Below are 17,564 nucleotides of genomic sequence, written 5' to 3'. Positions count from 1 at the left end.
TACCACGATAGGGAGACGGTATTTTATGAAAGTTTTATTTGCAGGCGGAGGAACCGCCGGACATATCAATCCCGCACTGGCGATTGCAGGATATTTACGCGAGCGCGAGCCAGATGTGGAAATTTTGTATATCGGGGCAAAAGGTGGTATGGAGGAGCGATTGGTCCCCGCTGCCGGATATCCTTTTAAAAGCATCACCATCTCCGGCTTTCAGCGAAAACTGAGCTGGGAAAACCTAAAGAAAAATGCCAAAACGGTGGTACGCATGTTCACCTCGAGTCAAGAAGCGCGGAAGATCCTAGAAGCATTTCGGCCGGATGTCTGTGTAGGGACGGGCGGCTATGTCAGCGGCCCGGTGATCCGAGATGCGATAAAAATGGGCATTCCATCCGTCATTCATGAGCAAAATGCATATCCGGGCGTGACCAATAAGGCACTGAGCCGGCACGCGACCCGGACTATGTTGGCGGTGGCGGACGCACAGCGGCATCTGGACCCAAAGGCCCGCTGTGTGCTGACGGGAAATCCCGTGAGACAGGAGGTCATCCGTGCCCGGCGCGCCGCTGCGCGCAAGAAATTGGGCTTGGATGAGCGGCCTCTGATCTTGTCCTTTGGTGGAAGTTTGGGCGCCCGAAAGATCAATGAAGCAGTTGCCGATCTTTTGGTTTGGAGCGCCCGTTCGGACAAGTTCCAGCACATTCACGCCTACGGCCAATGGGGGAAATGGTTCCCCGATCTCCTCAAAGAAAAAGGTCTGGACGTTGCCGGCCACCCCAATATAGATGTCCGCGAGTACATCAACGATATGCCGGACTGCCTGGCAGCCGCAGATCTTGTGATCTGCCGTGCCGGTGCGATTACGCTCAGTGAATTGCAGGCACAAGGGCGCGCGTCTATATTGATTCCATCCCCAAATGTGGCGGAGAATCATCAGTACCATAACGCAATGGCTCTTGTGAATCGCGGTGCAGCAGCCATTCTGGAGGAAAAAGATCTGAGTGGAGAAGCGCTGTGCCAAAAAGTAGAAGAGTTGTTTAACAATCCTGACACAATTCCCACCTTTGCAGCAAACGCCAAGAAGATGGCAATTTTGGATGCAAATGAACGAATTTATCATATCATAAAGGAGATTGTAAAGTAGCGATTGCGCCTTTTTCCCTGTGTGCACAGCATACCTTCCCGGTGCATAGTATACAGCAGTTCAAAAAAACCTGTGATACGTGGAAAACGCCGGGCACCGGCATTTTTCCCGGGGGAAAAGGGGTGCGGCTATGTCAAAACTTTTGATTCAGGGACCCAGCCGGTTAAAGGGGGAGGTTCGCGTACATGGTGCGAAAAACAGTACGCTGCCGTTAATGGCTGCCTCGCTGCTCTGTGACAGCACTTGTGTGCTACATAACTGTCCAGTTCTCTCCGATGTCCAAACTTCGGAAAAGATTTTACAGCATTTAGGATGCCATACAGAGCGATCCGGTGCGGATGTTGCGATTGATCCACGCGGTGTGGAGCAGAGCGACATACCGGAGTATTTGATGCGGGAAATGCGTTCCTCCATTGTCTTTTTGGGAGCGATTATCTCCCGTATGGGTCGGGCGGAGCTTTCTTTTCCTGGAGGCTGCGAACTGGGCCCCCGCCCGATTGATCTGCATCTTTCCGCACTGCGGAAGATGGGGGTGGAGATTCAGGAAGATCACGGTTGCTTAAAATGCAGTGCTCCAGAGGGGCTCAAGGGCGTAAATATTGCCTTTTCTTTCCCAAGTGTTGGTGCAACCGAAAACGTTCTTTTAGCCGCCTGCTGTGCGCAGGGAACAACTGTAATTACCAATGCAGCGCGTGAACCAGAGATCTGTGATTTAGCGGAGTTCCTCAATCAATGTGGCGCCAATATCCTTGGAGCGGGAGAGAGCACCATCGTCATAGAGGGGGTCAAAAACCTTCATGGCTGTGAGCATGAGGTGATTCCAGATCGGATCACAGCGGCCACCTTCCTTGCAGCAGCAGCGGCGACGGGAAGCAGCATTACGCTAACTCATGTACTCCCAGCCCACTTGGCGCCGGTCCTTCCTCTATTTGAGGAGAGCGGGTGCCGTTTTGAGATTCGGGGAAAAGAAATCCGTATGCATACCCCGGACCGTCTGAGCCGCATTAAGAATGTACGGACTATGCCTTATCCGGGCTTTCCGACGGACGCGCAGGCCCCGATGATGGCAATGACAGCAGTGGCGAATGGTACGAGTATCTTTGTAGAAAATATCTTTGAAAGCCGCTATAAGCACGTGGGGGAATTGCTTCGCTTAGGGGCGAATATCAAAGTGGAAGGCCGTGTAGCCGTGGTAGAAGGGGTAGGACATCTTTCCGGGGCTCCGGTCGAGGCGGCAGACCTGCGGGGTGGAGCGGCCTTGGTAGTGGCTGGCTTGGCTGCCCAAGGGGAGACACTCGTCAGCGGCGTACGGCACATCGATCGCGGGTATGAATGTTTGGAGAAGAGTTTGTGTGCACTCGGTGCACAGGTAACGCGTCTTTCGGATTGAACAAAGAACTGGAAAGGAAGTCCAGATGGAAGGAAGTGAAACCGTATGGCAAGGACACCCAATGGCACGCGAGGTGGACCGCCCGGCCGAAGGCCTCCGCAAAATCCACGGCGGGAACCACCGGAGCCGCCGCCGCGCTTTTCGAATGGGCGGCAAGTGCCGCGTGGAACAGAGCAGAGAGCAGCCCTGCGGCGCCGTCGAAAGCGCCGGCGTGCGATTTTGTTTTACATAGCGACATTTCTGCTTGTCGTGGTCGCCGCGGTTACACTTTCCTTAACCGTGTTGTTTAAAATTGACACGATTCAAGTGACGGGAACATCCCGTTACCCAGCGCAACAGATCGTGCAAATCAGTGGAATTGTGCGGGGGGAGAACCTTTTTTTAGCAAAGACCAAAGAGGCCCGCGCATCCATTGAAAGGGAACTTCCCTATATTAAATCAGCGAAGGTTTCCAGACAGCTTCCTGCCACCATTGTCATTCACGTGGAAGATGATACAGCGAGTGGAGCGATTGCCTATGAAGGGCGGTATGCATTGCTTGGAAGCAGTGAAAAGGTGCTGGAATTTGCAGATACCGTCCCGGAAGGAATCACATTGGTCAAAGGCCTGGAACTAGCCAAAGCAGAGGTAGGAAAGCCGATTGTCTATGCAGATGATGTGGAAGAGAATACTTCCTCTTGCACAGCAGAAGGCGATGCCTCTGCTTCGGCTGAATCCTCCACAAGCTCATCGGAAGCCGCTTCGGCAGCGATTACAGGGGTTAGTGAAGAAGAATCCACTCTGCATAAATCGAAGGAGATTTTTCAAGAATTGCGTGGGGCCATCGAGGACAGCGGGTTGGACAAGATCACAGAGATCGACCTCAGCGACCGGTACAACCTGACGATTTTGTATGACGGCCGTATCACGATGGAACTTGGCCTTCCTACCGATTTAGATTATAAACTCGATTACGCAAAAGGAATTCTCGATACTGGTGGAATCAAAGAAAATGAAAAAGGAACGTTAAACCTATCGGATGCAGTAAATAACAGGGTACCATTCGAACCGGACTATTCGAATGAGAGTGCTTCGGCGCCTGGATAGGGTAGAAATACTTGGAAACTTTCAAGCTTATGTAAATAGTTATTGAAATTACTTTGCAAAAGTGATAAATTAGTAATATCCTAGGCAAAGTCTGGCGCTATGGAATAAAAGGATGTTTAAGGGGGACGCAGCAATGCCTTTTGAGATTGATAATGATTTTGACAATATTGTACAGATAAAAGTAATTGGTGTCGGCGGCGGTGGCGGAAACGCGATCGACCGCATGGTTACGATGGGCGTACAAGGGGTGGAATTTATCTCCATCAACACCGATAAACAAGCGCTCTATCGTTCCAAGGCGACTCAAAAAATTCAGATTGGTGAAAAGGTGACCCATGGAAAGGGCGCAGGGTCCAAGCCTGAGATGGGGCAGAAGGCTGGCGAAGAGAGCCGTGAGGCGATTGCAGCGGCAATTCGCGGCAGCGATATGGTGTTTATCACCGCAGGTATGGGCGGGGGTACCGGTACAGGTGCAGCTCCTATTGTTGCAGAAGTTGCCCGTGACATGGGCGTGTTGACCGTAGGTATTGTGACAAAACCCTTTGCATTTGAAGGCAGGCGCCGCATGGAACAGGCAGAAAGTGGCATTGCTGCCCTGCGAGAGCATGTGGACTCCCTTGTTGTCATTCCAAATGAACGCCTTAAGCTGGTGAGCGAGCAGCGGATTACGCTTGTTAATGCGTTCTCCATTGCGGACGATGTGCTTCGTCAGGGTGTACAGAGCATTTCGGACCTCATCAAGCTTCCCGGCCTTGTCAATTTGGACTTTGCAGATGTTACAGCTATTATGAAGGATGCTGGCTATGCACACATGGGCGTTGGACGCGCTTCCGGCAAGGATAAGGCGGAGACAGCGGCCAATATGGCGATTTCCAGCCCATTGTTGGAGACAGCGATCAATGGCGCCAAGGGCGTTATTGTAAACATCACTTCTTCTCCGGATATTGGCTTGGACGAAATTGAAACCGCTTCTTCTATGATCGCCTCTCAGGCGCACGAGGATGCAAATATCATCTGGGGTGCCGCATTCGATGAGAGCATGGAGGATGAGATGAGCGTCACAGTCATTGCGACTGGTTTTGCGACACATGACGGAACCAATGAGGCGATGTTGGATGAACGCAAGAGCAGTACATCGGCAGGTGCCTATGCCAATACGGCGCGTGATATCCGAGAGGGCCAATCCCGCAGACCCGCCCCAGCGCCGATCGACGACGATGATACCTTTACGGATATTATGTCCATTTTCAATCGCAAGTAATTTTACATATTGAATTGTTTGAAAGCCCGGATTTTTTTCCGGGCTTTTTGTTGGCCTTTTCTCATGGTTTGATGAAAAAAGAATGATTTTAGGCCAAATTGGGCTGTGTACGGCATTGGAGGGCAAATTTTCGGGAATAATATGCAAAATGTGCTTCACACCCTTGAAATCTCCTTTTTCTGTGCTATAATGAATTTGTTATAAATGATTATCATATTCGCGCGTGGACCCGCGCGCATTTTTTTGCGCATTCCGGCGCTCGTTGGGAGGTGGCATTGTGAAACCGGACCCTTTATGCGGCGACATACGAAAAGATAATAAAGGAGATGAACGCAATGCTGTCCTACTACAAGACGATTGACGGACACATTACCCAGTTGGAGGCATGCGAGCCCGGTTGTTGGATCAACTGTATTGCTCCGACGGATGCAGAGATCAGCGGTTTGATTGAGGATTTTCAAATTGAGCCAGATTTCTTCCGTGCGGCAATGGACGAGGAGGAATCTTCCCATATTGATACAGAGGATTACAGTACATTGGTGATTATCGATATGCCGGTGATTGAGACGACTGGCAGCCATGTGACTTATATCACGACGCCGCTCGGTATCATTATCACAGAGAAAAACGTAATTACGGTCTGCACGCGGGAAAATCCTGTAATTGATGAGTTTACCGACGGAGTGGTCAAAGGGGTACAGACGAATCTGAAAACGCGCTTTATCCTCCATCTGATGCTTCGGATTGCAACAAAGTATTTGCAGTATTTGAAGCAGATTGATAAGCTCAGCAGCCATGTGGAGCGGGAATTGCGCAAATCGATGAAGAACTCTGAGCTGATTCAGCTTTTGGATATTGAAAAGTCCCTTGTTTATTTCTCTTCTTCACTCAAAGGCAGCGAAATCACAATCGAAAAGATTTCGAGAGGAAGAGTGATTAAGCTCTATGAGGATGACCAAGATCTGCTAGAGGATGTGTTGATCGAAGTGCGGCAGGCGATTGAGATGTCCAGCATCTACCTCAACATTCTTTCCGGAACGATGGATGCCTTTGCTTCGGTCATCAGCAATAACCTGAATATTGTGATGAAGGTTTTGGCTTCGATCACACTGTTGATTTCTATCCCGACGGTTATTTCCAGTTTTTATGGCATGAATGTATCGGGTCTGCCTTTGCCGTATTTTTGGTTCCCGTTGCTTTTGGCGATTGTGAGCATGGGGGCTGCTTACCTGATTCTTCGAAAGAAGGATATGTTCTAAACAGACGGACTGAAATGGGGAACTGCTGGGCAGCTCCCTTTTTTATGGAGGATTCAACTATGGAACGCATTCAGATTCATACAAATGAGCTGCTTCAATGTGCGAAGACACTTCGCGCAGGGGATCAAATTTTGCTGAGCGGCACCATTTACACTGCGCGCGATGCCGCGCATAAGCGTATTTGCGAGCAATTGGACCGCGGGGAAGAGCCTCCGTTTCCTTTAAAAGGAGCTACGGTGTATTACGCAGGGCCAACTCCAGCCCCAGAGGGGTTGCCGATTGGTTCGTGCGGGCCTACGACTTCTTCCCGCATGGATGTCTTTGCGCCACGCCTGCTGGATCTGGGCATGATTTGTATGATTGGAAAGGGGAATCGTGCCCCGGCAGTGGTGGATGCGATTCGCCGCAATGGGGCTGTGTATCTTTGCGCCATTGGTGGTGCTGGTGCGTTGGCTGCCAAATGTGTGCGAAATCTCAAAGTGCTTGCTTATGAGGACCTCGGTTGTGAGTCGGTCAAGGAGCTTCAGATCGAACAGTTTCCCCTATTTGTAACGATCGATTGTGTGGGAGGAAGCCTCTTTGTGGATTAGAGCGCCAAAGCGAGGAGAATGGTATGACCGATTTCTTAGTGCATCTGTTCATTAAAAATTATCAAGATGTAGAGAACCATGCAGTGCGGGAACAATATGGCAAATTTGCAGGGATTGTAGGAATTGCCACCAATGTGCTGTTATTCTGTATCAAGATTTTGGCAGGCATCGCATTTCACAGCGTCGCCATTGTGGCCGATGCAGTCAATAACCTGTCGGATTCAGCGTCCTCGGTGGTAACCCTAGTGGGTTTTAAGCTTTCTGCAAAACCAGCGGATAAAGAACATCCGTATGGCCATGCGAGAATTGAGTATATCAGTGGGCTGATTGTATCGTTGGTTATTCTATTGTTGGGATTTCAGTTGGCGCAGTCCTCTTTGGAGAAGATTCTTCATCCAGAGGATAGTGAGATCAGCTTATTGGCAGTGGTGGTCCTGGTGGTCTCTGTATTACTCAAGCTGTGGCAGTTTGTGTTCTACCGCACAATTGGCCGGCGGATTGCATCGACGACGCTGGAAGCAACGGCGGCAGACAGCCGGAATGATGTGTTCAGTACAATTGCCATTTTAGCCGGTATGGCGGTCACCAAGCTGACCGGTTACAATCTGGACGGTTGGATGGGGATGGTTGTCGCTATTTTGATTGTCATTGGTGGTGTTCACCTGATTATGGAAACCAGCAATCCCCTGTTGGGAAGTGCTCCAACAGAAGAGCTGGTGCAAAGTATCTATGAAAAAATACTCAGTTATGACGGTGTTTTGGGCCTCCATGATTTGACTGTGCATAACTATGGGCCAGGGCGTTGTTTTGCCTCCGTTCACTGTGAAGTTCCTGCGGAGCAGGACATTTTGGTCAGTCATGACATCATTGACAATATTGAAAGAGATTTTTTGCGGGATATGAATATTCATCTGGTCATTCACTTGGACCCGGTGGTCACAGACGATGCGCGTACGACAAAGCTGAAAGAACAAGTGATACATCTGCTCGAAGAACTTTCCGAGCAAATCAGTATGCATGATTTTCGCGTTGTTTGGGGAACGACGCATACCAATGTAATTTTTGATGTCTGTGTACCATTTGATTTTCAGTGGAGTGATTCTGAGTTGATACAGCGGATTTCGCAGGGCATTTCCCGATTGGACCCAACCTATTTTACAGTGCTGACGGTAGACCACGATTATGTACCGCATTTGGCAAAAAAATGAAATTCCTACCAACGAAAACAGACTTGTGTATCCTGAATCGGACATTCCGGCGGCGCTGGAGTGTCCGATTTTAGTATAAACGCAGCTTATGAAAATCAATTTGTGGAGGGACAAACATGAAGAGATTTCTTATAACTGGTGGGACTGTCTTTGTAAGCAGATATATTGCTGAGTATTATGTTTCAAAGGGATATGACGTATACGTATTAAATCGAAATACGAAAGAACAGTCGAAAGGCGTAAAGCTTATTCAAGCGGATAGGCATCATCTGGGAAACGCACTTCGCAATACTCATTTTGATGTTGTGATCGATACTGCATACACTGGTAACGATATTGCATTATTGCTGGATGCTTTGGATGGTTATGAAGATTACATCTTTATTAGTTCAAGCGCTGTATATCCGGAGTATTCTCCTCAACCCATTAAAGAAGAGGCGCCATTAGCAATTAATAAGTTTTGGGGGGAATATGGGACAAGGAAAATAGACGCTGAAGCAGTTCTATTGAAAAGAAACCCAAATGCGTACATTCTTAGGCCCCCGTATTTATATGGTCCCATGAATAATGTGTACAGAGAAGCGTTTGTTTTTGATTGTGCCATGAAAAACAGAACGTTCTATCTGCCCCAAAATGGGGATATGAAATTGCAGTTTTTTCATATTGGCGATTTATGCAAATTTATAGACATTCTCTTAGATAATAAACCTTCTCGACACGTTTTTAACGTAGGGAATCAAACGACAGTATCTGTCCATGATTGGGTAAAAATTTGTTATCAGGTTGTAGGTGCTCAACTTGAATGTGTGAATGTGTACAAGGACATTGAACAGAGAAACTATTTTAGTTTTTATAACTATGAATATGATCTTGATGTTACAAAGCAGTACGAACTCATGCAAGAGGTGAAACCATTGTATGAAGGACTACAGGAAGCGTTTGATTGGTATAGGAATCATCCAGATAAAGTGAATAAAAAACCATTCTTTGAATTCATTGATAAAAATTTTTGATTCAACCCAATTGGAAGGGAGTGGAGGCATCCCCATTGCATATATGATTAATAACAGAGAATCATTTTTTCGAAATATGTTACCGATGGGCTAGCGAAAAGACATACAAATATCAAAACGATTATGCAGGAGAGAACAAAGAAATGGGATCGTTTAGCGGGATCTTTCAAATTTGAGACAGCCCTAAGAATCGGGATAGGTAGAAGGTAATTGGGAGGGGGCTGTCCTATGCCACAGCATATAACCGTTTTGGATTATAATCCGGAATGGCCGTTAAAATATGAGCAAGAAAAAGAAAAGATAAGCGCAATATTAAAAGGTAATTGTATTACAATCTATCACATCGGCAGTACATCTGTTCCGGGACTGGCGGCTAAACCGATTATTGACATTATGGCAGTAGTGAGAAGCCTTGAACAAGTGGATATTGTTTCAGGGGACTTTTCTAGTATAGGTTATGAATACCTCGGAGAATTTGGAATAGCTGGCAGGCGCTATCTCCGGAAGGGTGGAGATGAACGAACTCATCAAATCCATATCTTCCACGCGGACGATTGGAACAACATCGGAAGGCACCTTGCATTCCGGGACTATATGCGTACTCATAAAAAAGAACGGGATGAATACGCACAAATAAAAAAAATCCTTGCACAAAATTTTCCCTACGATATAGATCGTTATTGTGAGGGAAAAGAGGATTTTGTGCGAAGAATGGAAGAACAAGCGCTTTCACAATATGACGGGACATGGGACAAACTATATATTGCTGCAAGGAAAGTACAGTACGAAAGGAAATTTTCCCACTTACTTGAAGTTGGCTCTGTTTCGGTTGCACTTCTTACAGAAAAGGGAGACATCTGCGTCGGTGTTTGTATGGATGCCACTTGCTCTTTGAGAATGTGTGCAGAAAGAAATGCGATAGCAAATATAATTACAAATGGAGAAAATCAAATTGTGAAAATAGTTGTAGTGATGTCGGACGGAAAAGTAGGTATGCCTTGCAGGACGTGTCAGAAATTTTTTATGCAGTTGGATAAAGATGCCGGAAAAATAGAAATTTTGTGCGATTATGCAACAAAAAAGGTGATACAGCTAGGAAAGCTATTCCAAGATTGGTAGTGTACAAAAGTTTGGAAGAGAGGCTGACGGGGAATTTATAACAATTGCTTCCAGTTCCGATAGGATGAGTATCCATATAGGTCGGCAAATCCGATATATATAAAGTCCCCATTATGGGCATAAAAATGGGGTGATGCAATGATTGCGTTTGCTTTATGTTCCGATAGCCCTAGGCGCTGCTATCGGTTTCCTGGTATTGAAGGGCATAAAGATGAACCCGCGGTCTCGTATGATTGGAAAAAGATTCCTTATATATTTAAAGATATGCTCCATATAGACTGTATTTGCAAAAGTACAAGGGATCATGAACATTTTCCAGACGCGTGTTGAACAACGGAAGAAAGTACTGAATCTAAAAAAAATTTATGATTTAGATAAAGCAATCGCAAAAATCGTTGATCATGCAGAGTGGATGACACTTGTATTTAAATCTTTATTGGATGATGGAGAAGGATTCGAGGGGAAAAGGCTTTCTAAATCATTCCCATAGAATAAATGAAGGAAATTTATGCCAGCCGTTTACTACGATTTAAACGTGTTTCATACAGTTGAAATGAAAAATGACCTTGTCACAAATATGAAAAGTATTTCCAATATAAGGCGATAAGCGGGAGAAAGGTTTTTAGGTAATGCCAAGACAAGCGGGGCATTACACCTCTAAGAGAAGCCGTTAGAAGCATACCGACTGATTTCTACTTTACCATTCGGTATAAAATATGTAGATGAAAAAATAAATTCTGTAAGTTTTAACGGTTGTCGAAAAAAGAACTTGACATTTCAAGAATTGGCCGTATAATGTTCTATACAAAACAGTTTGAAATAAAACAGATGGAGGCACAATATGAATCCGGAAAAAGCTCTGACGTTCCAAATCCGGACACTGGGGAACCTGATCGAGCGGAAGATGAATTATATCATTGCTAAAAATGTCCATGACGATATTACACCCATGCACAGTATGATCTTAGCTTATTTGCATCGCAATGAAGGGCATGACATTTATCAGAAAGATATTGAATCCCGCTTTGATATTACACGTTCTACTGTCACCAGCATTTTAAAGCTGATGGAACACAAAGGGTATATTCGTCGGGAAGGTGTGGCGCATGATGCGCGTTTAAAAAAAATTGTACCGACGCCATTGGGAAAGGAGATTCATTGCCGTGTAGAGTCATCCATTTTGCAAGCGGAGGAGCTGGTGGAGTCCGCTATCACCCCAAAGGAGCACGAGGAATTATTGGTTTTGTTAAAGAAGCTACGCGATCGGATTCAAGAACCTATGGAGTAATTTCGTTTCAACATCAAGCTGTTTTTGAACCATATAGTTCTATATCGTACAGTTTTGTGCCAAACAAAATGGAAGGAGGATTTCTATGATCCACACACTTACTTCTCAGATCCGGCAGTATAAGCGGGATTCCTTTTTAGCCCCACTTTTTACGATGCTGGAGTCGGTCATGGAATTGACCATTCCTCTCATGATGGCGTCGATTATCGACGACGGCATTAACACAGGAGAGATGTCCACCGTTTATCGTGTGGGGGCCATGATGCTGGTTGCAGCCGCACTGTGCCTGCTTTTTGGCATTCTGGCTGGAAAATTTGCAGCCAATGCGGCAACAGGTTTTTCCTGTAATTTGCGCGATGCGATGTTTGCCAACATCCAGCGCTTTTCTTTTTCCAACATCGACAAATATTCTACCGCTGGGTTGGTGACCCGTTTGACCACGGATGTCACCAATGTGCAGAATGCTTATCAGATGGTCTTGCGCATGTGTGTGCGTGCGCCGGTGATGATGATTTGTGCGCTTTTTATGGCGTTTTCGATCAATAATCGGATCAGTATGGTTTTTGTTGTGGCGATTATCTTTTTGGCGATCTGCTTGGGTCTGATTATGTGGAGAACCATGAGCTTATTCGATCAGGTGTTCCGCAAATACGACGATCTAAACGCGAGCGTTCAAGAAAATGTTTCCGCCATTCGGGTGGTCAAATCCTTTGTACGGGAGAAATTTGAGACCGAAAAGTTTCAAAAGGCAGCTCAGAATCTTTATCGCTTGTTTGTAAAGGCTGAAGGTATGCTTGCTTTTAACAATCCCGCTATGATGCTGGCGATGTATGGGTGCATTCTGTCCCTCAGCTGGTTTGGTGCGCAGATGATTACGGTCGGCAGCTTGACCACTGGTGAACTGACGAGTCTGTTCAGCTACGTTATGAATATCTTGATGAGTTTGATGATGCTCTCCATGGTGTTCGTTATGATTACAATGAGTGTTGCAAGTATGCACCGCATTGCAGAAGTTATCAACGAAAATCCTGACATCCAGAGCCCAACAGAGGCTTGCACCGAAATTGCAGACGGCAGCGTCGATTTTGACCATGTGAGTTTTTCTTACCGGCATGGCAGTGGAAAACCAGTCTTACAAGACATCGATCTACATGTTCGCCCCGGGGAGACCATCGGCGTGATTGGCGGGACCGGCAGCGCAAAGTCGAGCCTTGTCAATTTAATCAGCCGCCTGTACGATGTATCCGAGGGTACAGTACGTGTGGGTGGCCGCGATGTACGTGACTATGACTTGGAAACATTGCGCAATGAGGTAGCGGTGGTTCTGCAAAAGAACGTGTTGTTTAGCGGGACGATTTTGGAGAACTTGCGTTGGGGCGATAAAAATGCAACGGAAGAGGCATGCAAACGCGCCTGTCAGTTGGCTTGTGCAGATGAGTTTATCCAGCAGATGCCGAAGGGGTATCATACTTATATCGAACAGGGCGGAACGAACGTCTCTGGTGGACAGAAACAGCGCCTTTGCATTGCGCGCGCATTGTTAAAGAAGCCGAAGATTTTAATTTTGGATGATTCTACCAGCGCAGTGGATACCGCCACGGATGCCAAAATCCGCCGGGCGTTCCGCGAGGAGATTCCCAACACGACAAAATTTATTATCGCTCAGAGGATCTCCAGTGTACAGGATGCAGATCGCATTTTGGTGCTGGACGACGGGCGAATCGATGGACTGGACACCCATGAAAATCTGCTGAAGACCAATAAGATCTATCAGGAGGTCTATGAGAATCAGACAAAAGGTGGCGGCGACTTCGATCAGAAGGGAGGCGAGTTGGCATGAGTGAAACCAGACAAGTAGGAAGACGAAATGTGCCCGGTGTCAAAGGGAAAGGCCCCAAAAATGCCAAAGGGGTTTTGAAACGTCTATTGGCCTTTATTTTTAAAAATTATTTACCGCATTGTATTCTGGTTTTGGTGTGTATCATCGGTGCTGCATTAGCCCAGGTACGCGGGACATTGTTTCTTCAGACGCTGATCGACGACTATATCACACCGATGATTGGTTCACCGGACCCGGATTTTGGCCCGCTTGCGGCTGCTCTGTTGCAGATCGTAGGGGTCTATGCATTTGGTATTCTCTGTTCCTTCTTATTCACCCGCGTGATGGTCAATGTCTCGCAGGGAACGCTGCGAAATCTGCGTGTGGAATTGTTTTCCCGCATGGAGCGGCTGCCCATCCGTTATTTTGATACCCACGTGCATGGCGACATCATGAGCATCTATACCAATGATACAGATACCCTGCGTCAGTTTATCAGCCAGAGCTTGCCGCAGATTTGTTCCTGTGGCGTTACAGTACTGAGCATCTTTTGCAGCATGGTGATTTTGGACATTCCACTCACCCTGCTTACATTGGCGATGATCTGTGTCTCGCTGCTGGTGACGCGCAAAATCGCTGGGAAATCGGGCAAATACTTTGCAGAACAACAAAAGAACCTCGGTATTGTGAATGGCTACATTGAAGAGATGATGGATGGCCAGAAGGTGGTCAAGGTCTTTTGCCATGAGGATGAAACCCTGGAAAAATTTCGGGAATTAAATGAAAACCTGCGGGAAAGCGCCAAGCAGGCAAATACATTTGCCAATATCCTGATGCCCGCCAATGTGCAAATTGGCAATCTGAGTTATGTGCTCTGTGCAGTCGTCGGGGCGACCTTGGCAATCAATGGGTATGTTGGACTGACGCTGGGGACCCTGGTATCCTTCCTGACGCTCAATAAGAGCTTTACGCAGCCGATCTCGCAGATCAGCCAACAGCTCAACAGCGTTGTCATGGCGCTTGCAGGCGCGGAGCGCGTCTTTACGCTGTTGGATGAAGAACCGGAAACGGACGAGGGCTATGTTACCCTGGTGAATGTCAAGGAACAGGCCGACGGTTCCCTTGTAGAATGCGAAGAGCGCACTTGCCGTTGGGCATGGAAACATCCGCACAGCGATGGTTCGGTGACTTATACCCGCTTGACGGGTGACGTGGTGTTTAACGATGTAGACTTTGGCTATACACCGGATAAAATTGTGCTGCACAATATCAAGCTGTATGCTACGCCGGGACAGAAAGTGGCCTTTGTCGGCAGTACAGGAGCCGGAAAGACAACCATTACAAATCTGATCAACCGGTTTTACGATATTCAAGACGGAAAGATTCGTTATGACGGAATCAACATCAACAAGATCAAGAAGGATGATCTGCGCCGCAGTTTGGGCATTGTTTTGCAGGATACGCATCTTTTCACCGGGACGGTTATGGAGAATATCCGATATGGCCGTTTAGAGGCAACCGATGAGGAATGCATTGCAGCAGCACGCTTGGCAAATGCAGACGGCTTTATCCGCCGTTTGCCGGACGGTTATCATACCATGTTGACTGGCGATGGATCGAATTTGAGCCAGGGTCAGAGACAGCTGCTGGCGATTGCTCGTGCTGCTGTGGCAGACCCGCCAGTCTTGATTTTGGACGAAGCGACCAGCTCCATTGACACCCGTACAGAAGCATTGGTTCAGCAAGGTATGGATGGATTGATGTATGGCCGTACAACGTTTGTGATTGCGCATCGCTTGTCCACAGTTAAGAATGCGGATTGTATCATGGTTCTGGAACAAGGCCGAATCATTGAACGCGGTACACACGACGAGTTGATTGCCCAGAAGGGGCGTTACTATCAGCTCTATACGGGCAATCTGGCATAAAAGAATAGACGGCAAAAGCGTGGCTGAATTCCTCGCTTTTGCCGTCTTTGTTTTCTTTAATTATTTCGGATGGCTTCATAGGAAGAATGGATGTCCCCAAAAATATTGTACAAGATCCGGAGGTTCAAGCGGTAGAAAGGTCCGGCGTCTATAGGCTACCAGAGGAGGGCTGCTGAACCTCTATGGGCCTTCTGCGATTGTGATCGTCAAGAGAGGCAATCCGTCCGGATGTTTTGTTCATAATTTGTTCATTGCATTTTTTCAAAAGTTGTACTACAATACAATTAGCACTTGATTAATAAGAGTGCTAAATTAAAATGCAAGAGGTTGATAAAAATGGCAATGAAACAGTTTCAGGCGGAATCAAAACGCCTTTTGGATTTGATGATTCATTCGATCTATACGCACCGTGAGATCTTTCTGCGCGAGTTGATTTCCAACGCAAGCGACGCCATCGACAAGCTCTACTATAAAACGCTGTCTGACGGAGATACCGGGCTCTCGCGGGAGGACTTCTCTATTTGCATCCAACCGAATAAGGAAGCGCGCACATTGACTATTTCGGATAATGGTTGCGGTATGACGAAAGACGAACTGGAAAACAATCTGGGTACCATCGCCAAAAGCGGTTCGCTCAGCTTTAAAAAGGACAACGAGCCAAAAGAGGATATCGAGATTATCGGCCAGTTTGGGGTCGGTTTTTATTCAGCGTTTATGGTCAGCGACTGTGTGACCGTGACGAGCCGCGCGTTTGGAAGCGATGAAGCATGGAAGTGGTCCAGCAAAGGAGCCGAAGGGTACACCATCGAGCCCTGTGAAAAGGAAAGTTACGGTACGGAGATTCTTCTGAACATCAAGCCAAATACAGAAGAAAACAATTACGACGAATTCTTGGATACCTATACCATAAAGAATCTTGTCAAGAAGTATTCGGATTACATTCGCTATCCCATCCGAATGGATGTGGAAAAAAGCCGCATGAAAGAGGGTTGCGATGAGAAAAATCCCGAATTTGAAACCTATACGGAGAATGAAACCCTAAACAGCATGGTTCCGCTCTGGCGTAAGAATAAAAATGAGATTACCGAGGAAGAGTACAATCGGTTTTATCAGGACAAATTCAATGACTATGAAAAACCGCTGAAGGTTATTCACAGCAGCACAGAAGGGGTGGCTACGTACAACGCCCTATTGTTTATTCCGGCACGCGCACCGTTCGATTTTTATACCCGCGATTACGAAAAGGGACTCCAACTCTACTCGAACGGGGTATTGATTATGGAGAAATGCCCGGATCTTCTGCCGGATTATTTCAGTTTTGTGAAAGGCCTTGTCGATTCGCAGGATTTGTCGCTAAATATTTCCAGAGAAATGTTGCAACACGACCGCCAGTTGAAGGTCATTGCCTCTAGATTGGAAAAGAAGATCAAGTCCGAGTTGGAAAGTATGTTGCTCAACGAGCGTGAGAAATACGAATCTTTCTATAAAAATTTTGGTTTACAGCTAAAATATGGCGTGTACGCCGACTACGGTATGCATAAGGAGATCCTACAGGATCTGTTGCTGTTCCACTCTTCCAGTGAGAAGAAATTGGTGACGCTCAAAGAGTATGTGGGCCGCATGAAGGAAGAGCAAAAGTATATCTACTATGCCTGCGGCGAGACAGTGGACAAAATTGATCTCCTTCCGCAGACAGAGGCACTGAAAGATAAGGGGTATGAGATCCTATATCTTACGGATAATGTGGATGAATTTGCTCTGCGCATGATGATGAAGTACGAGGAGAAGGAATTCCGTTCCGTTTCCGCTGACAATTTGGACTTGGAGACTGAGGAAGAAAAGCAGGAAGCTGCAAAGAAAGTGGAAGAGAATAAAGATTTGCTCGCGTTCATGAAGGATGCTTTGGACGGAAAGGTAAAAGAGGTAATTCTTTCTCAAAAGCTCAAATCCCACCCAGTTTGCCTGTCCTCTGAGGGAGCGATCTCTATTGAGATGGAAAAAGTGCTCAATGCAATGCCGAACGACCAGAAGGTCCAGGCGCAGCGGGTTTTGGAGATCAACGCGAACCATCCGATCTTTGAAAAACTCTGTAAGCTGTATACGGAGAATCAGGATCAGTTGAAGGAATATGCAAAGCTGCTGTACGATCAGGCGCTTCTGATTGAAGGCGTATCCATTGACGATCCAGTAGCATTTTCCAATCGAGTCTGCAATTTGATGGTATAAGATTTCTGTATAGTCCCCCGAATATAAAAAGGCTCTGTAGTCCGGCCACTCAGCCGATTACAGAGCCTTTTTATTCCTTCATTTAGGTATTTAAGAAAGACGAAACAAAATTCCCCGATATGCGGAGAAAAAAGAAATTATGCAAAAGATCCCAAACCCAGTACAATAAGGTTCAGGCTTATTGTGAAAAGGAAAGGGGATTGGTTAGGAAAACCGCTGGTTCTGCTGGTAGAGAT

13 protein-coding genes are annotated in these 17,564 nt (G+C 46.7%); all 13 read left to right on the top strand.

The window, feature by feature from the left end; translation table 11 throughout:
• Positions 1–25 precede the first annotated feature (25 nt).
• Positions 26–1,141, top strand: a complete 1,116-nt coding sequence (gene murG, locus B9Y59_RS09930) for an undecaprenyldiphospho-muramoylpentapeptide beta-N-acetylglucosaminyltransferase (RefSeq protein WP_085533218.1) — start codon at positions 26–28, stop codon at positions 1,139–1,141.
• Positions 1,142–1,271: 130 nt separating this feature from the next.
• Positions 1,272–2,531 carry a UDP-N-acetylglucosamine 1-carboxyvinyltransferase gene (gene murA, locus B9Y59_RS09925; RefSeq protein ID WP_085533216.1) on the top strand — a complete coding sequence of 420 codons (1,260 nt, stop codon included), beginning with the start codon at positions 1,272–1,274 and terminating at the stop codon, positions 2,529–2,531.
• A 45-nt stretch (positions 2,532–2,576) separates the two neighbouring features.
• The gene (locus B9Y59_RS09920; protein ID WP_085533214.1) at positions 2,577–3,617 is read left to right on the top strand and encodes a cell division protein FtsQ/DivIB; all 1,041 of its coding nucleotides are present in this window, start codon (positions 2,577–2,579) and stop codon (positions 3,615–3,617) included.
• A 133-nt stretch (positions 3,618–3,750) separates the two neighbouring features.
• Entirely contained in the window at positions 3,751–4,878 is a 1,128-nt protein-coding gene (gene ftsZ, locus B9Y59_RS09915; protein WP_085533212.1) for a cell division protein FtsZ, read from the top strand.
• Between the two features lie 335 nt (positions 4,879–5,213).
• Positions 5,214–6,137, top strand: coding sequence for a magnesium transporter CorA family protein (locus B9Y59_RS09910; protein ID WP_085533210.1), 924 nt, complete (start codon positions 5,214–5,216; stop codon positions 6,135–6,137).
• Positions 6,138–6,196: 59 nt separating this feature from the next.
• Positions 6,197–6,727, top strand: coding sequence for a FumA C-terminus/TtdB family hydratase beta subunit (locus B9Y59_RS09905; protein WP_085533208.1), 531 nt, complete (start codon positions 6,197–6,199; stop codon positions 6,725–6,727).
• A gap of 23 nt (positions 6,728–6,750) precedes the next feature.
• Positions 6,751–7,935, top strand: coding sequence for a cation diffusion facilitator family transporter (locus B9Y59_RS09900; protein ID WP_085533206.1), 1,185 nt, complete (start codon positions 6,751–6,753; stop codon positions 7,933–7,935).
• A gap of 116 nt (positions 7,936–8,051) precedes the next feature.
• A complete protein-coding gene (locus B9Y59_RS09895) occupies positions 8,052–8,948 on the top strand; it encodes an NAD-dependent epimerase/dehydratase family protein (RefSeq protein WP_085533204.1) in 897 nt (298 codons plus the stop codon).
• Between the two features lie 228 nt (positions 8,949–9,176).
• The gene (locus B9Y59_RS16620) at positions 9,177–10,067 is read left to right on the top strand and encodes a GrpB family protein (protein ID WP_085533202.1); all 891 of its coding nucleotides are present in this window, start codon (positions 9,177–9,179) and stop codon (positions 10,065–10,067) included.
• 841 nt (positions 10,068–10,908) lie between these two features.
• Entirely contained in the window at positions 10,909–11,355 is a 447-nt protein-coding gene (locus B9Y59_RS09880) for a MarR family winged helix-turn-helix transcriptional regulator (protein WP_054324363.1), read from the top strand.
• Between the two features lie 85 nt (positions 11,356–11,440).
• Positions 11,441–13,195 (top strand): ABC transporter ATP-binding protein, encoded by a 1,755-nt coding sequence (locus tag B9Y59_RS09875; RefSeq protein WP_085533198.1) that lies wholly within the window; start codon positions 11,441–11,443, stop codon positions 13,193–13,195.
• A complete protein-coding gene (locus B9Y59_RS09870; protein WP_085533196.1) occupies positions 13,192–15,102 on the top strand; it encodes an ABC transporter ATP-binding protein in 1,911 nt (636 codons plus the stop codon). The genes B9Y59_RS09875 and B9Y59_RS09870 overlap by 4 nt, the downstream gene beginning before the upstream one ends.
• A 336-nt stretch (positions 15,103–15,438) precedes the next feature.
• Entirely contained in the window at positions 15,439–17,328 is a 1,890-nt protein-coding gene (htpG, locus tag B9Y59_RS09865) for a molecular chaperone HtpG (RefSeq protein ID WP_085533195.1), read from the top strand.
• The last annotated feature ends 236 nt before the right edge of the window (positions 17,329–17,564 follow it).

It is taken from the genome of Anaeromassilibacillus sp. Marseille-P3371, assembly GCF_900169665.1.
Classification (GTDB): domain Bacteria; phylum Bacillota; class Clostridia; order Oscillospirales; family Acutalibacteraceae; genus Anaeromassilibacillus.
This window is presented reverse-complemented; position numbering and strand designations above follow the sequence as displayed.

What these genes read in the sequence shown, in the direction of transcription:
- ftsZ (WP_085533212.1), top strand. Translation starts at nt 3,751, where the DNA reads ATGCCTTTTGAGATTGATAATGATTTTGACAATATTGTACAGATAAAA.
- B9Y59_RS09900 (WP_085533206.1), top strand. Translation starts at nt 6,751, where the DNA reads ATGACCGATTTCTTAGTGCATCTGTTCATTAAAAATTATCAAGATGTA.
- murG (WP_085533218.1), top strand. Translation starts at nt 26, where the DNA reads ATGAAAGTTTTATTTGCAGGCGGAGGAACCGCCGGACATATCAATCCC.
- murA (WP_085533216.1), top strand. Translation starts at nt 1,272, where the DNA reads ATGTCAAAACTTTTGATTCAGGGACCCAGCCGGTTAAAGGGGGAGGTT.
- B9Y59_RS09880 (WP_054324363.1), top strand. Translation starts at nt 10,909, where the DNA reads ATGAATCCGGAAAAAGCTCTGACGTTCCAAATCCGGACACTGGGGAAC.
- B9Y59_RS09905 (WP_085533208.1), top strand. Translation starts at nt 6,197, where the DNA reads ATGGAACGCATTCAGATTCATACAAATGAGCTGCTTCAATGTGCGAAG.
- B9Y59_RS16620 (WP_085533202.1), top strand. Translation starts at nt 9,177, where the DNA reads ATGCCACAGCATATAACCGTTTTGGATTATAATCCGGAATGGCCGTTA.
- B9Y59_RS09895 (WP_085533204.1), top strand. Translation starts at nt 8,052, where the DNA reads ATGAAGAGATTTCTTATAACTGGTGGGACTGTCTTTGTAAGCAGATAT.
- B9Y59_RS09920 (WP_085533214.1), top strand. Translation starts at nt 2,577, where the DNA reads ATGGCAAGGACACCCAATGGCACGCGAGGTGGACCGCCCGGCCGAAGG.
- B9Y59_RS09875 (WP_085533198.1), top strand. Translation starts at nt 11,441, where the DNA reads ATGATCCACACACTTACTTCTCAGATCCGGCAGTATAAGCGGGATTCC.
- B9Y59_RS09870 (WP_085533196.1), top strand. Translation starts at nt 13,192, where the DNA reads ATGAGTGAAACCAGACAAGTAGGAAGACGAAATGTGCCCGGTGTCAAA.
- htpG (WP_085533195.1), top strand. Translation starts at nt 15,439, where the DNA reads ATGGCAATGAAACAGTTTCAGGCGGAATCAAAACGCCTTTTGGATTTG.
- B9Y59_RS09910 (WP_085533210.1), top strand. Translation starts at nt 5,214, where the DNA reads ATGCTGTCCTACTACAAGACGATTGACGGACACATTACCCAGTTGGAG.